13 protein-coding genes are annotated in these 14,070 nt (G+C 54.2%); 7 read left to right on the top strand and 6 right to left on the bottom strand.

What is annotated here, in order from left to right:
• Positions 1-236 precede the first annotated feature (236 nt).
• Positions 237-872: a pyridoxamine 5'-phosphate oxidase family protein gene (locus JMJ04_RS38015; RefSeq protein WP_201375564.1), complete on the top strand. Its 636-nt coding sequence runs from the start codon at positions 237-239 to the stop codon at positions 870-872.
• Positions 873-998: 126 nt separating this feature from the next.
• Complete coding sequence (locus JMJ04_RS38010; protein ID WP_201375563.1) at positions 999-1,982, top strand: DMT family transporter; 984 nt, start codon at positions 999-1,001, stop codon at positions 1,980-1,982.
• Positions 1,983-2,061: 79 nt separating this feature from the next.
• On the opposite strand, the gene add is transcribed toward JMJ04_RS38010, so the two are convergent.
• Both add and JMJ04_RS38000 read right to left on the bottom strand, forming a co-directional pair.
• A complete protein-coding gene (gene add, locus JMJ04_RS38005) occupies positions 2,062-3,117 on the bottom strand; it encodes an adenosine deaminase (protein ID WP_201375562.1) in 1,056 nt (351 codons plus the stop codon).
• 232 nt (positions 3,118-3,349) lie between these two features.
• On the bottom strand, positions 3,350-4,231 hold the full coding sequence (locus JMJ04_RS38000) for a LysR family transcriptional regulator (RefSeq protein ID WP_201375561.1): 882 nt from the start codon (positions 4,229-4,231) through the stop codon (positions 3,350-3,352).
• A gap of 277 nt (positions 4,232-4,508) precedes the next feature.
• Here JMJ04_RS38000 and JMJ04_RS37995 point away from each other — a divergent pair, with 277 nt between their 5' ends.
• Positions 4,509-5,045 (top strand): DinB family protein, encoded by a 537-nt coding sequence (locus JMJ04_RS37995; protein ID WP_201375560.1) that lies wholly within the window; start codon positions 4,509-4,511, stop codon positions 5,043-5,045.
• Positions 5,046-5,445: 400 nt separating this feature from the next.
• Here JMJ04_RS37995 and JMJ04_RS37990 read toward each other — a convergent pair whose 3' ends face one another.
• The 3 genes from JMJ04_RS37990 to JMJ04_RS37980 all read right to left on the bottom strand — a co-directional run bounded on the left by JMJ04_RS37990 (position 5,446) and on the right by JMJ04_RS37980 (position 8,805).
• A complete protein-coding gene (locus JMJ04_RS37990; protein ID WP_201375559.1) occupies positions 5,446-6,246 on the bottom strand; it encodes a hypothetical protein in 801 nt (266 codons plus the stop codon).
• Between the two features lie 137 nt (positions 6,247-6,383).
• A complete protein-coding gene (locus JMJ04_RS37985) occupies positions 6,384-7,016 on the bottom strand; it encodes a serine/threonine protein kinase (protein WP_201375558.1) in 633 nt (210 codons plus the stop codon).
• Positions 7,017-7,107: 91 nt separating this feature from the next.
• Entirely contained in the window at positions 7,108-8,805 is a 1,698-nt protein-coding gene (locus tag JMJ04_RS37980) for a phospholipase D-like domain-containing protein (RefSeq protein ID WP_201375557.1), read from the bottom strand.
• Between the two features lie 328 nt (positions 8,806-9,133).
• Here JMJ04_RS37980 and JMJ04_RS37975 point away from each other — a divergent pair, with 328 nt between their 5' ends.
• Together JMJ04_RS37975 and JMJ04_RS37970 are read left to right on the top strand one after the other, a co-directional pair.
• Positions 9,134-10,546: a glycoside hydrolase family 32 protein gene (locus JMJ04_RS37975; protein ID WP_201375556.1), complete on the top strand. Its 1,413-nt coding sequence runs from the start codon at positions 9,134-9,136 to the stop codon at positions 10,544-10,546.
• Between the two features lie 67 nt (positions 10,547-10,613).
• Entirely contained in the window at positions 10,614-11,585 is a 972-nt protein-coding gene (locus JMJ04_RS37970) for a carbohydrate kinase family protein (RefSeq protein WP_201375555.1), read from the top strand.
• 117 nt (positions 11,586-11,702) lie between these two features.
• On the opposite strand, the gene JMJ04_RS37965 is transcribed toward JMJ04_RS37970, so the two are convergent.
• Positions 11,703-11,984: a hypothetical protein gene (locus JMJ04_RS37965; protein ID WP_201375554.1), complete on the bottom strand. Its 282-nt coding sequence runs from the start codon at positions 11,982-11,984 to the stop codon at positions 11,703-11,705.
• A gap of 495 nt (positions 11,985-12,479) precedes the next feature.
• On the opposite strand from JMJ04_RS37965, the gene JMJ04_RS37960 reads away from it, so the two are divergent.
• Together JMJ04_RS37960 and JMJ04_RS37955 are read left to right on the top strand one after the other, a co-directional pair.
• Positions 12,480-13,025 (top strand): RNA polymerase sigma factor, encoded by a 546-nt coding sequence (locus JMJ04_RS37960; RefSeq protein WP_201375553.1) that lies wholly within the window; start codon positions 12,480-12,482, stop codon positions 13,023-13,025.
• Positions 13,018-14,055, top strand: a complete 1,038-nt coding sequence (locus JMJ04_RS37955; RefSeq protein ID WP_201375552.1) for a hypothetical protein — start codon at positions 13,018-13,020, stop codon at positions 14,053-14,055. The genes JMJ04_RS37960 and JMJ04_RS37955 overlap by 8 nt, the downstream gene beginning before the upstream one ends.
• The last annotated feature ends 15 nt before the right edge of the window (positions 14,056-14,070 follow it).

Raw genomic sequence — 14,070 nt, 5'->3', positions numbered from 1 at the left:
AACCTGATACTTTACGCTTAGACAAGAGAAACACTGGTAAGCAAACATAAAACAGATGCACTGGCATTGAGTCTGCTCCTCACAGAATAGCCTCTGTTACTAGAGTATACGTTGTGGCGTGCTACAACGCTTCTCTGGTTGCACTCGATACTCCCCTCTTTTTATTTCTGAAGCATTCTAGTGGTATGCTAGAGTGATGGATTGAAAAAACGAGAGCGAAAGGTTGTATTTATTTTATGAGCACGTCCCAATTTCAAGAGGTCATTACCTCTGAGGAAGAGCTGCGCGAACTTCTAGGTTTTCCAAGCGAGCTGGTGGTGCGCAAACAGCTCTCCACGCTGGATAGCCACTGCCGTAATTTTATAGCTCACTCTCCCTTTCTGCTGCTTGGCACGGCGAGCGCTGATGGGCACTACGATGTCTCACCGCGTGGTGATGCCCCCGGTTTCGTCCAGGTGTTGGATGAGAAGACGCTGCTCATTCCTGAGCGTCCCGGGAATCGCAGGCTCGACTCCTTGCGCAACATCCTCCAGACCTCGGCGGCTGGCCTGCTCTTCCTGATTCCAGGCGTTGAGGAGATACTGCGCGTGAATGGGCGCGCGCAGATTATTCGTGATCGCGCATTGCTCGAAGGGATGGAGGCCCAGAGGAAGCTTCCGCTCGCCGCCATCGCACTTGAGGTCGAGGAGTGCTTCATGCACTGCGCCAAAGCGGCCAAACGCTCACATCTCTGGGATCCCACAACCTGGCCTGAGCGCTCGGTTATCCCCTCCCTGGGACGAATCCTGGTAGAGCAGATTCATCCCGCGAACACCTCTGTTGCAGACATGGATGCCTATCTGGAGGAAAGCTACCGCAAGCGCCTGTATTAGTAAGATGTGTAGCGCCGGGTTACAGCCAATATAATGTAGGTTGCGTGCGATTGGCTGTAGCAAAAGCGCATCTGGACGGCTATCATTATCTTTGACATATGCAAATTAGAATGGAGTCATAACTAGATGGATACAGCGGACCAGGCGCGCGCGGTGCGGCAGGAGCCCTCAACTGATTTTTCTCGGCAGAATGAGAGTACGGTCGGGAAGGTTGCCTCTCTCACTCGGCGTTCACCGCTGATTGTGGCTGTGGCACTCTTCTATATTCTGCTCTGGGGTTCGGCCTTTATCGCCACCAAGGTTGGCGTGAGCTATAGCCCGCCGCTGACCTTTCTCGCGATCCGCTTTCTGGTGGCCGCGCTGCTGATGGCGCTGTTGGCGTGGGCTTGGCGTGTGCCCTGGCCGCGTGGCTGGGCCGCCTGGGGACGCCTCTCCCTCTTTGGTCTGCTCAATTGTGCCCTTTACCTGGGCTGTAACTATGAGGCGTTGCGCTCTCTCTCGGCAGGTATGGGCTCGATTATCGCGGCGACAAATCCGCTGCTGCTGACCCTGGTTGCGCCTTTTGTGCTGCGTGAGCGCTTGACATGGTGGCGTGTCCTGGGACTTCTCCTGGGCTTTGGCGGCGTCCTCTTTGTCATGGGAGCCAGGCTGAATGGCAATGGGCAGCTCGATACTGTGGGTGGTATGCTCATCTCCTTTATTGGCGTCATTGGACTGGTTGCTGCTACGCTTTTTTACAAGCGCTATCCTCCACGCGAGCACGCCTTCGTCGTCAACACTGTGCAACTGGGGGCTGCTGGCCTCGCGTTGCTGATACCAGCCTTGCTCTTTGAGCATCCTGAGCAGTTTACCCTGAACGCGCCACTGATCGAGTCTTTCCTTTACCTTGTGCTGGTGATCAGCATTGGGGCCTCGCTGCTCTGGTTCTGGCTCCTGCAGCGAGGTGAGGCCAGCGTGGTCAGCGCCTACTACTTCTTGACGCCGATAGCGGGTCTGGCCCTGGCGGCCCTCCTGCTGGGCGAACCCTTCACACTGCGCGACGCCCTGGGCCTGGTCGCGGTTGCCGCTGGCATCGCCCTGATCAACCGCCCGGTACGCGCACGTGATTAAACATAGGCACTAGGTTCATGGCACGCCATGAACCTAGTGCCTATGTTACATGAAAAATATTGATCACATGTATCAGAGGTTACTCTGCCAGCAAGTGGCGCTTGGTGAGGTCTAGCATCTGAGCCTCGAATTTCGCGAGCAGGGTAGCTTTGCGCTCGGCGGGCAGGAAGCTGTAGCGTATCCCATTTAATAGGAGCGTATTGATGGTAGCCACTTCGAGCTGGAAGGTGCTGTGGAGCAGGTCTATCTCGTGGTTGAGTGTCGTATTAAAGAGTGGTGGATCGTCGGTATTGACCGTGACGGGAATGCCTGCGTCCATCAATTTGAGTAGGGGATGGTGTGAGTAATCGGGATAGACGCCCAGGCAGATATTGCTGGTTGGATTGACCTCCAGGGGAATCTGGTGCTCGGCGAGGTAGGTCAGCAGGCTCTCATCCTCGGCTGAGCGTACACCATGCCCGATGCGTTCAGCACCCAGGACCTTCACCGCGCCCCAGACGCTCTCGGGACCCGCGATCTCGCCTGCGTGAGGATCGCTATGCAGGCCAGCAGCGCGTGCCTCATTAAACCAGCGCTCGAACCACTCAGGAGGATGACCAACCTCGTTGCCGCCCAGGCCGAGAGCTACTACCCCGTCGCGCATTCCTTCTTTTGCCACCTTGACGGTGTAGTCGGCACGCTCAGAGACGCCTGGCTCGTTGCACAGATTGCGCACGATATCAAAGACCCAGTTGATCTCGACGCCAAAATCCTGGTGCGCCCGCTCCCGGCCACGTGTCAGGCCCGCGAAATAGGTATCGAAGGGCACGCCCAGGGTAAAGGCATGTGTGCAGGGCGAAAAGGTCACTTCGGCATAGCACACGTTCTGTTGCGCCATCGTCTCGCCAAATTCATAAGCAATCAGCTCATAGTCCTCGGCCTGCTTCAGGCAGCTCGAAATAGCCAGGTAAATCTCAATAAAGTGCTTGAAATCACGATACTGGAACCACTGCTGAAGCTCTTCCACGCTCTTACTCGGCAAGGATGCTCCATTGCGCTGTGCCAGCTTTAACAGCGTATCGGGACGGACCGCGCCCTCCAGGTGGACATGCAGTTCCGCCTTCGGTGCCTCCCGTAAATACTGTTCTATCGACATACATCTCTCCCAATGCTGAATAAACATAGTCTCATTGATCTCTCATACAGTGTATGAGGTTCTGGCGGGAGATGCAAATTGTGGGAGACGATGCGTGCGGGGGCTGCGCTGCTATAGGATGTTGGGGCTGATGCATCATATTCCTCAATTTTTAGAGATCTCACCTCAACAAACGTCACGATCAGAGGAAATGTAACAGTCTATTCTTTTGAAGACACTGGGGGAACTCTCATCACTCAGCCTGTGTGCGTAACTTTGTGATGAGTTTTTCCAGTACAGGACGGGAGACGTAGTGTTGTGATGAACGAATCAGGCCTACGGGCAATCGCAGCTCAAAATCGGCAAGGGGGTGGAGAACAGTTCCTTCTGGAGCAGGTGTGACGGCTCTGGCGGGAACAACCGCGATACCAATACCGGCTTTTACCCCTTGCTTAAGGGTGTCAAAGCTGCTGATCTCCATGCATGGGCGCATATTGAGGCCGCGTTGAGTGAAGAAATGCTCAATGGTTTCACGGTAGGCGCAGTACTGACCAGTAAGTAGCAGGGGTTGATCTTGCAAGTCGGCTAGCGTCACGCGCGAAAGCTGGGCCAGGGGGTGTGTCGCAGGGATGAGGAGGGCGATGGGTTCAAAAAAGAGCGGCTCAAAGGTTAAGCCCAGTTCGGCTGGTGGAGGAGAACAGAGGCCGATTTCCAGCTTGCCTGTTGCTACACATTGACAGATAAAGTGCGTGCTTGTAACCTCCAATGTCACATGCATTTTGGGATATTCCTGGCAGAATTCGGCCAGCAGGGGCATGAAGTACACACTGGCGGCAGGCTCGATAACTCCTATGCGCAGACTGCCGCTTTCGCCGGCAACGATTTCTTTCATGGTTTGCTCAAGTGTGCGGGCGTGCTGAAGCAGAGTATCTGCCTGCTCATAGAGTGCCTGCCCAGCAGTTGAGAGCTGAATTTGTTTCCCCTGGCGCACAAAGAGCTTGAATCCTAGCTCCGACTCCAGGTGCTGTACATGTAGGGTTATGGTCGATGGGGCATAGGAAAGCGTCTCGGCGGCTTTGATAAAGCTCCCTTCACGCACAATAGTCTGAAATGTCGCAAGGTAGCGTAGTTCCATCCTGCCTCCTTCGTTCAGTAAAAATGAAATAAATGCTCAGAAACTTGATATTGACACTATATCATAATAAACCCTATGCTTGAGAAGGCCAATTGGCGCGCCACAAGTGGAGCCTCGAAGAGAGAATTCTCTCTTTCATGCCTGAGGTGCTCAAAGGGAAGGTTGTCCTTTCCCCGTGGTTCGCGCAGTGAGCCGAGACAAGAGATAGAAGAGAGCCGGAAAGTAGTGCCAGGGAAGAGTGTTTGTTTGACAGGATGAACAAAGGAGAAAAATCATAATGCAGGATATCGAACTTTATGCCGAGCTTATAGAGTCGCTGTCTAAGTGGGCGCATCTTGAGGTGGAGGGCCTTTCAGAGCGGGAGCTGGCCTGGCAGCCGGACGCGGAAGGGAATTCTATTGGCGTGACGGTCTGGCATTTTAGCCGTTGGCTTGATGTCGTCGCGCGTCTTCTAGATGGGAGAAAGCCAGCAGAGGAGCTCTGGCTTACACGTGGCTGGGCTGAACGCACAGGCTATAATCCGCAAGGCATTGGTGAGAAAGGCCTGGGCGCGGTAACTGGCTATACGCTGGAAGAGGTCGCTGCTATCCCGCCGCTTAGTGCCCAGGACCTGCTCATGTACCTGGACCAGCTATGTGAGGTCATATGCACATTCTTGCGTTCCCTGCCTTCTTCCGAACCACTGCAGCAGCCGATATATCCGGGAGCTGAACTCACAAAACAGCAAATGCTGCAAACAGTCTTTCTGGGCAGCTGTGGGCACCTGGGCGAGATAGAGGCGCTGAAGGCCATGATGAAGCGGGCCGGGAAATAAAAGGGTCTACCCACGCTGCTACAGAGCAGGAACAAGATCAAATCATGAATGTGAAGGGGCAGGTAGCTCTCCTCTCTTTGTACTGACCTATGCGCAGATGTATTTCTAGAGCCGCCTGGCTCTACGCCTCAACTCAGGTGTAGGAACAGACGGCTTTTTACCCACGACCTGGATCTTGTACCACTGTCAGAGGCTTACGCAGCCTTGATCACGCCCTGCTCTTTTGCCTGTCTCCCGATGCGCGAGGTGAGCAGGATAAACGCGAGCGCGAAGACTTGCAAGCCCGCTTCCCCGGCCTGCTAGACGCGGTTCTGCATGCTTACTACACGACGATGGCGTAGGGCGCTACTAGCGTACGCGGCTACTGGGATCTGTCTTCCTGCATGGGCGTAGGCCCTACTTAGGCTTCCCCTCCCTTGTGTTTTTTCTTATTACCGTTGTCATTACCCTTGTTGTTTCCACCTCTACTGGTTGGGGTTGGAGGGGGTGTGACAGATTTCGTGGGCGTGGGCGTGGGTGGGGGAGACGTGGGGGTGGCGCTCCAGGTGCCGGTGTCGCAGGTGGTGCTCTGGGTCTGGGGGCAGTAGCTGCCGGCGAGATGTCCATCGGGGTAGATCTGGCCCTTGAAGAGAAGCGTTCCGCTATTGCTGGCGACGTTGAACTGGAGAGCGTGATCGATAGCGGTTGTGCCTTCAATATGCAGGGAGCCGGGTTGGCCTGCCATAGTCAGGGTTCCGTTGAAACTAGCGTCGTGTTGCTGGATCTGGCTCAGGGTGAGCGCGGTGTGATGGATAGATGTTTTGGGGGTCATTGTTCCGGTGTAGTAGTTGGCGAGGGCGCTGTACATTGAGGGTGTGCTGGTAGGTGTGATGGTTTGTGCGTGTGTATCCCTGGCCGTTGCCTGCTGGGCTGTGGCATAGATCATGGTGCCCAGGATGAGTGCCAGGACTACGACCAGGGCCAGGGCTGCCAGGCCGCGATGCACATTCCATGGACGCTCCTGGCTGGGTTTTGCCTGTGAGGATCGCTGTAGGGTGTGTGCTTGCGTAGCGACACTCGAGATCGAGGAGTTTGCGGGTGTGCCTAACATAATGGCTTCAGGCACGGGCCGTTTACGTGTGGGTTGTTCGCCGATAGGTAGGGGGGTGTGGAGTGCCTGCCAGAAGTCACTGACGGAGGTGAAACGGTGCTGCGGCTCCATGGCTAGGGCGCATTCGATGGCCTCTGCAATATGCTCAGGGAGGTTGGATGCCAGTTGCAGGACTGGTGTGAGCGGATCAGCCTGGTGGGTGCTAATATGAGAGAGGCGTGTCAGGGCGTCGGCGGGTACCTCGCCTGTCAGGAGGGTATAGCAGGTTGCGCCCAGGCTATAGATATCTGTCTGGGGCAGGTGCCGGTCATATATTGTTCAGGCGCGCTATAGCCAGCAGAGCAGACACGATGGATGCTGGTCGTACTATCCTGTTCGTAGGCCTTGGCGATGCCGAAGTCGACCAGGACTGCTCCCTGGCCCGACGCTGGCATGATAATATTGGCGGGCTTGATATCACGATGGACGATGGATGGCGTTTGTTGGTGTAAATAGATAATGGCATCGACAATCGGCGTCATCATGGAGAAAACCTGCGCGGGTTTGAAGTGTTTCTCAGGCTGTTGCCTGCGCAGACTCTCCAGGTTGGGTCCAGCGATATAGCTCATTAAAATACCGGCGCGCATGCGCAGTGGGTCTTCAACCATGCCGTAGAAGCGCGGAATAGCGTAGTGGTCGAGCTGCTTGAGCAGCTCGGCCTCAAGTTGTACGCTTTTCCATTCCGTCTTCTGACGAATCGATACCTCTTTGAGCGCATAGACCTGGTCGTTGTCTTGCATATCTCGGACGCGATAGACAGACCCAAAGCCCCCCTCTCCCAGCACTTCATCTACCATATAGCGCTCATAAAGGATATTTTCGGCTGGGAGATCAACGTACACAGTGGCTAGTCCTTTCCCTCGTACATATCCTGGCAGCGTCTACTGCCCCATATTTTATTACGCGTGGTAAGCGCCAAAGGGAGACAAGAGCTTATTTCTGAGCCTCTTCCTCAAGCCAGCCATGCTCTTCGCGGAAATTCAGACCCTGGTTAGCGGCCTCGGCGGCGCTCAGGTAGGGCAGGAGATGTCCGATCAGAGGCTGGTTCTCTTTGTAGCGCTGGAGATTATTCCAGGCGCACTCGTGCATAGCCTGGAGCGCGGCTCGTGGCTCGCCCAGGCGCTCCTCCAGGTAATCATGGATGTATACAGCGCGCTCTTGCTCGCTGGCTGAGAGGCGCTGGCGACCCAGGAGGCGCGAGAGAACAAAGAGGTCCGCATCCTGTACCAGGCCCAGGTGCTCACCCTGCAGCAGCAGGCGTAGGTTACGGGCCAGCCTGCTATCGAGAACGGCAACGTTGATCTCCGTATCGTCGCGCATCCCACGATTGTTGAGATTGGCGGACCCTACAGTTGACCAGAGGTCGTCGATGATGGCTACCTTGGCGTGTACGTAGATGGGGCGGTAATGTGTCTTACCATCAATCTGACCACTACTGCCGAGGCAGAAGGCCTCAAAACGCCCCTCCTCAAAGGCCCGGGGCGCCTCAGTGTGTAAGCGCTGTAGACCGGCGTCGCTGAAGGCGCGCCCAACATTGGGATGGTCGGGCAGGATGATACTGGCGAAGGCTCCACGCTGGAGCGCAGCCCCCAGAGTGCGTAGGTTTGTCTCCATGTCCGGGCTGTCGGAACCCATCAGGGGCAGGTCGACGCCGATAAAGGTGCGCAGCCAGAGATACTGGTTCTCTAGATAGGCGAAGCGCTGAATATTACCCAGGGCCTTAGCGTAGACCTGCGCGATGTCTTGCAGACCGGGATCGGGATCAAAATCGTAGGTATGCTGTGGAATCGTGCGCACGACCTGAACCGTCTGCGCCCCCTGTACAGGTGAAGGCAAGGGACGTTCTGGAATAGTAAAGCTGGTATCCAGGCGCTGGCGAGCGACGACATCGTTCCAGCGCTGGCGGAAGTTAAGCTCTACATCCCCGGCTGCGCAGCCTTCAATGAGGGAGTGGACATCGTGCCAGGGATGTGGCGTCTTCTGCTGTTCGTTGAGCCTGAGAGGAGTATTGAAGGCGTGCATGGGCGTGTCCCAGCGGTCATAATCACCCTGTTTCTCAATCAGAAGATCCACGCCACCCACAAAGGCATGTGTACCATCGATGACCGCCGTCTTCTGATGCAGCGACTCTACGGGATGGTGAACCAGGCCGCGTGCGCTATCATCCAGGATGCAGTGTACTCCAACTGCTTCAAGCTCCTGTTTTGTCTCAAGTGGCTGGTAGTGTGAAAAAGCCTCCTGGCTGTGCCAGAGGAGCACTTTTACCTCCACTCCCTTGCTGCGCGCGTAGCCCAGCACGGCCTGAACCGAAAGATTATGCGTCAGCCAGAACTGGATATCAGCCTCAGAGAAATCTTCAGCGCGCAGCCCCTCGATTAATGCTGTTCGTTGGGGACTGCCATCGGGGCCGCCGAGATAGTCATCTCCTCGCACCAACTCCATTTTAGCCGTCATACCCCAGTTGGCTAAATAGATGTATTTCTGTGCTTTAATACAGTGACGACATATAGTCCACATCGCCTGTCTGCCGTCTACCAGGTAAGTTACAAGCGAATCGTTAGCACGGGCAGGCGTATCGCCCTGTGCCCACCAGTCCCGTTGTTGGGTATTGATATTTGCTTCTTGCGTCATAATTGCCACCTTCTATAAGCGTTTTGTCAGCATATATTACGCGCGTGCTAGACATAACTATATCTTTATTACTTATCAGGCAGAGATTTAGTTCTAGGTCGTCATTGTGCTATGCAATGAAAGAGATTTTTATGTGAAAGTGACTGTTTTGTACCTTTTGCCGTAGAAGTAATGTAGCACCAAATAGCTGAAATTGCAAATTATGAGAACTAGCGACGCTTGACAGGACGATGTAGTATCGGTTACAAGTCAAGTGTGATTGATACTAATTGGCGATCTTGATACTTATCGTGCCTGAGTAGCAATTGAAAGTGAGTGACTGGCAGTCATGAGTATAAATGCGAATCTAGGGGATATTTTTAATGAGTCGGAGCGCCCGCAGTTTCACTTTTCGCCACAGGCAAACTGGATGAATGATCCCAATGGCCTTGTCTATTACCAGGGTGAGTATCACTTCTTTTATCAGCATCATCCTGGTGGTATTGTCTGGGGACCGATGCACTGGGGGCATGCCGTGAGCAGTGACCTGGTGCATTGGACACATCTCTCCATCGCGCTTTATCCCGATGAACAGGGGGATGCCTGGTCAGGGAGCGCTGTGGTTGACGCGAACAATACCAGTGGCTTTTTTCCTGGTGGTTCAGGATTGGCCGCACTCTATACAGGTGCTCATACGGTGCCACAGCAGCAGTGCCTTGCCCATAGTAGTGATCGGGGCAGAACCTGGACGAAGTATAAGTACAATCCTGTCATCGCGAATCCAGGTGTGAGCGATTTTCGCGATCCCAAGGTCTTCTGGTATGCGTCAGAGCAGCTTTGGGTTATGGTGGTCGCGGGCGGCCAGGTTCGTTTCTACTCCTCGCCCGATTTAAAGAGCTGGCTCCTGGAGAGCCAGTTAGATGACCATACCGAGTGTCCCGACCTCTTTCCATTGGCGATAGATGGTGATCCCAACAAGCAGAAATGGGTACTTAGCCTCGGCGGGCGTTTCTACTATGTTGGTAGCTTTGATGGTCATATCTTCAGCAAAGAGTCTGATCTGTTGACGACTGATTATGGGTCAGACTTTTACGCGGCCCAGTCCTGGAGCAACATTCCCGCTAGCGACGGGCGATGTATCTGGATCGGCTGGATGGCTGATCTGAGCTATGCCCATGTTACTCCGGCCACATCCTGGCGTGGAACTATATCTATACCGCGCAGCCTGGAGCTGAAAACAACCCCGCAGGGCTTGCGGCTCGTGCAAATGCCCATACGAGAGCTGGAGCAACTGCGGAGCGAGCATGTACACCTGGATCGTAGCGAGCTCACGCCGGGAACAAACCTGCTTGCAGACATGAGGAGTGATACGCTGGATATTGTGGCCTCATTCCAGCCTGGGAGTGGCAGAGAGTTTGGCTTCAAGCTGCGCGCAGGCGGGGAAGAGCAGACCCTCGTCGGTTATGACACGCGAACCTCCAGGCTCTTTGTTGATCGTACTCAGTCTGGTCGTAGCGATTTCAATAACAGGTTCGCGGCTCGGCACGAAGCTCCCCTGCTGTTGAAGAACAACATGCTTACGCTGCGTATTCTGCTAGATCGTACCTCCATCGAGGTCTTTGCTAGTGATGGAGAGGTCGTAATCAGTGACCTGATCTTTCCCAATGTCTCCAGCCAGAGCATCGAACTCTATACTAGCGGTGGCGAGACGATACTCCATTCTCTGGATCTGTATCACATGAGCTCTGCCTGGAAACAATAATTGCAAAGTATAATAGGGAGGTGCGCGATTAAGTGATCTGTTCACGAACTTAGGGAGCAAAAATATTATGCGTAGGTTGATTACTTGTGTTGGTGAATGCTTGATTGACTTTATGCCCCTGGCAGAGGGCCAGCATAGCCTGGGTTATGGCGTCGATTTTCGCATGTACGCGGGCGGCTCTATTTTTAACGTCGCGGTAGCCCTGGCGCGTCTGGAGCAGCCCACGGCCTTTGCTTGCAAAGTTGCAGATGACTATTTTGGACAGTATTTACGCACATATATGCAGCGCGAGCAGATCGACACGCGTTTTCTCGTCGAGGCACCTGGTACGCGCACGACGCTGGCCTTTGTTGCCGAGCAAGACGGCCATCCTACCTTTAGCTTTTATGGTGAGGGCGCGGCGGACGCGCTTCTCATGGCGAATGAAATTCCTGAAGCACTGTACACTGAGACACGTATCTTGCACTTTGGTTCCATTAGTCTGCTGCGCGGTAGTACGCCTCAGGCCGTGTTGCACATACTGGAGCGACTACGCGGGAAGGCGCTACTCTCCTTTGATCCTAATTTACGCCCTAACCTGGTGCAGGATGAGCAGGCGTATCGCGAACTACTCAGGCGGGCCTTCTCCCTGGCGGATATCGTCAAATGCAGCGATGCCGACATGGAGTGGATCTATCCCGGGCTTGGCAATGAAGAGGCGCTTGCCGAGCTGTTGCGACAGGGACCCGCGCTCGTCGTTATCACCCGGGGAGGGCATGGCGTGCTGGCAGCGCGCATAGGTGGCCCGGTTGTGCGAGTTCCCGTATTTCCAGTAGAGATCGCGGATACGGTGGGCGCGGGCGACTCCTTCTGCGCGGGCCTGCTGGCGCGACTAAGCGAGCTTGGAATCGACGAGCGCGGCCGTCTGGAGAGCCTCACCCCGGAACAGTTGAGCCAGGTTTTGTGTTTCGCCTCAGGCGTATCCGCTCTCAACTGCACCAGGCCAGGAGCTAATCCACCCCAGCGCGCGGAAGTCGAAGCCTTTTTGCGTAAGGCTTAGATCCTATGCATTTCTATTGAAAAAACATAACAGGGCTCTAGAGCAAGAACATCTTTCTCTGCATAAGTTCTTGCTCTAGAGCCCTGTTATGTTGCAGGAATGAAGAATGCCAGAGAGTTAGCGCTCTGTCCCGCGCCCTCCTCTAAAGAGGCGACTGATAATATTGCCAGCCTGCCCAATAATATTGCCGGAGTGCTTGTGTGCCTGGTCTTGCACCACGTTCAGCGCTCCGCTTGCCATGTCTTTGGCCTGCTGTTCGAATTTTTGCCCACCTGGAACCTTCTTCGCGAAGTCGCCAATGACCTTGTCAATTCGCTCTTCTGCCACTTTGCGCGCGGAATCTATCTGCTCATCAAACTGTCCTGGCTGCTCGTTTTCGGGCCGATGTGGATCTGTCATATGTATGTTCTCCTGCGAGAGGGCCTGTATGGATCTCCTGATCTACGCTGGTCGTTTACAGTTCTATTATAGACAGATGCTTATGCTTGCCCTTTCGTGCCTGCGGCGCTCACTACCGGTAGTTTGTGGACTCGGGATTTTGTCTCGTTTTAGACCCATCGAATGGTGATCATCTGAGCTCAAATTGCTCAGCATATGCGCCCGAAATCGACGCGATTTCCCGAGTCCACAAACTACCGCTACAGCGGTTTTCACAAAGATTGAGCCTGAAATTCTCCATCCGATGGTCACTGCCTGATAATTGGCAACAGAAAATGGATGGCGGCAGTTACCAGAGTCACAATTGCCCACTCTACCAACCTTGCATGCGTTTTCTTGTGAAGAAGAGCTCATCTCATTCATTTGTGACCCTCCTTGTTGCGTTTTTCCTCTTCATCCGACTTATGCCTCGATGGATCTTATCGTTCCTGATCCTACAACCTCTGAGGAGAGCGTATGCAACCACTTGATACAGATGAACTGCAAAATGTGGGAAAGAGCATGCTCTATGAGCGTTTTGCTGAACCGCTTCTGGCCTATGTATGCCAGCAGGTTTCTAATCGGCAGGACGCCGAGGACCTTTTACTGGAGGTCTTTCTGGCTGCGCTCCAGAACACGTCGCTTGCCAGATTCACAGCCCCACGCCAACTGGCCTGGTTGCGACGTGTGGCTCGAAACAAGGTCATCGATCACTACCGGCGTGAAGCACTTTTTATCATCCATCCGTTAGAACAAGCACAGGAGACTGAAGACCAGAGCTTGACACCTGAACAACAAGTTGAAGAGCAGGAAAAGTGGACCTGGCTCTTGCAGGCCATCGAGCACCTTTCCCCGGTTCAACGAGAATTGGTTCGCCTGCGCTATGTTCAAGAATTACGCCTGACCCAAATCGCAGCCTTGATGGGGAAACCCGAAGGAAGTGTGCGAACAATGCTTTCGCGAACATTGCGCCGTTTAAAAACGTTCTACGAACAGAACGAAAGGAGAGAGAACCGTGAGTGATGATTTGGTCCCTGAGGAGAGAGCGCAAGAGTATCACCAACTCCTGGCGGCTTTCCGATCTTCTTCACAAAGTCGCGCTTCGATCACAGCCGGAGAACAGATGCAAATCCTTGCACGGGTGCGAGAACGCCTTGCACAGGCGACATCCGCTCCTACACTTCCTGATGTGGGCGCATTTACACCGCAGAGCCCGTTCGTGTCTCACATACCAACGAGACACGCGAGAACATCCACGCGATTTGTCTCCAATCTCCTGGCCGCGGTGGTAGTGGTTGGACTTATCCTTGGATCCTGGGCACTTTTCAGGGCGTATCCATCTTCAAGCGGCACGCCTACCCTCATATCCGACTCTGGGTCAGGCCCTACCGCTCAGACTCAAGCCGGTGGTCTGCAAGCATCAATGCATGTGCTGATCAGTGGGCCGTACTTTCTCAGCGAGTTGCTTCCTGTCGATGTCTCGCTGACGAACCATACACATCAGGCCATTGTTCTTGAAGGCATCAATCGTACAGCCGATCTGTGCTTCTCCTCCGCACTGATGGTTCAGGTAACAGCGGGAAGCAATCCCTCCTTTACTTTCCCGAGGCTAGAGGTTGCCTGCATCAACCCAGTGTTTGTCACTGAGATCAAGCCTGGCCAGACGATCACAATTCACCAATATATTCCACTTACCAGGAGCAGAGAGGTCACGTTGACCATGGAGCCATCCTCTCATCTCTCTGACCCGCTCGATGGGCACTGGCCCACTGTCCATATACAGGTCAATCCGCAGGTTCCCCAGAACCGCGCGCTTTCTCTCCAGCGGCAACAGAGACAGGTAATAATTAACATACCAGCAGGCGCGAAGGCTCATCTGCTCTATATGCAAACCATTACCTGTGAGAGTTATCATGATAGTCGTGGTAATCAATGGGCGCCTCTTTCGACAATCGTGTTGCATGAGCCAGTTTGCCCCACAACACATCCACATTGGGAATACATTGTGAGCGCTCCTGGGTATTCAATTGTCTCAGGCAGTCAGATAGCCTGATCTCCTTTCGCGTAT

It is taken from the genome of Ktedonobacter robiniae (genome assembly GCF_016587375.1).
In the GTDB taxonomy this organism is placed as follows: domain Bacteria; phylum Chloroflexota; class Ktedonobacteria; order Ktedonobacterales; family Ktedonobacteraceae; genus Ktedonobacter; species Ktedonobacter robiniae.
This window is presented reverse-complemented; position numbering and strand designations above follow the sequence as displayed.

Excerpts from the sequence above, each read along its gene's own strand:
- JMJ04_RS38015 (WP_201375564.1), top strand. The coding sequence starts at position 237 with ATGAGCACGTCCCAATTTCAAGAGGTCATTACCTCTGAGGAAGAGCTG.
- JMJ04_RS38010 (WP_201375563.1), top strand. The coding sequence starts at position 999 with ATGGATACAGCGGACCAGGCGCGCGCGGTGCGGCAGGAGCCCTCAACT.
- add (WP_201375562.1), bottom strand. The coding sequence starts at position 3,117 with ATGTCGATAGAACAGTATTTACGGGAGGCACCGAAGGCGGAACTGCAT.
- JMJ04_RS38000 (WP_201375561.1), bottom strand. The coding sequence starts at position 4,231 with ATGGAACTACGCTACCTTGCGACATTTCAGACTATTGTGCGTGAAGGG.
- JMJ04_RS37995 (WP_201375560.1), top strand. The coding sequence starts at position 4,509 with ATGCAGGATATCGAACTTTATGCCGAGCTTATAGAGTCGCTGTCTAAG.
- JMJ04_RS37990 (WP_201375559.1), bottom strand. The coding sequence starts at position 6,246 with ATGGAGCCGCAGCACCGTTTCACCTCCGTCAGTGACTTCTGGCAGGCA.
- JMJ04_RS37980 (WP_201375557.1), bottom strand. The coding sequence starts at position 8,805 with ATGACGCAAGAAGCAAATATCAATACCCAACAACGGGACTGGTGGGCA.
- JMJ04_RS37975 (WP_201375556.1), top strand. The coding sequence starts at position 9,134 with ATGAGTATAAATGCGAATCTAGGGGATATTTTTAATGAGTCGGAGCGC.
- JMJ04_RS37970 (WP_201375555.1), top strand. The coding sequence starts at position 10,614 with ATGCGTAGGTTGATTACTTGTGTTGGTGAATGCTTGATTGACTTTATG.
- JMJ04_RS37965 (WP_201375554.1), bottom strand. The coding sequence starts at position 11,984 with ATGACAGATCCACATCGGCCCGAAAACGAGCAGCCAGGACAGTTTGAT.
- JMJ04_RS37960 (WP_201375553.1), top strand. The coding sequence starts at position 12,480 with ATGCAACCACTTGATACAGATGAACTGCAAAATGTGGGAAAGAGCATG.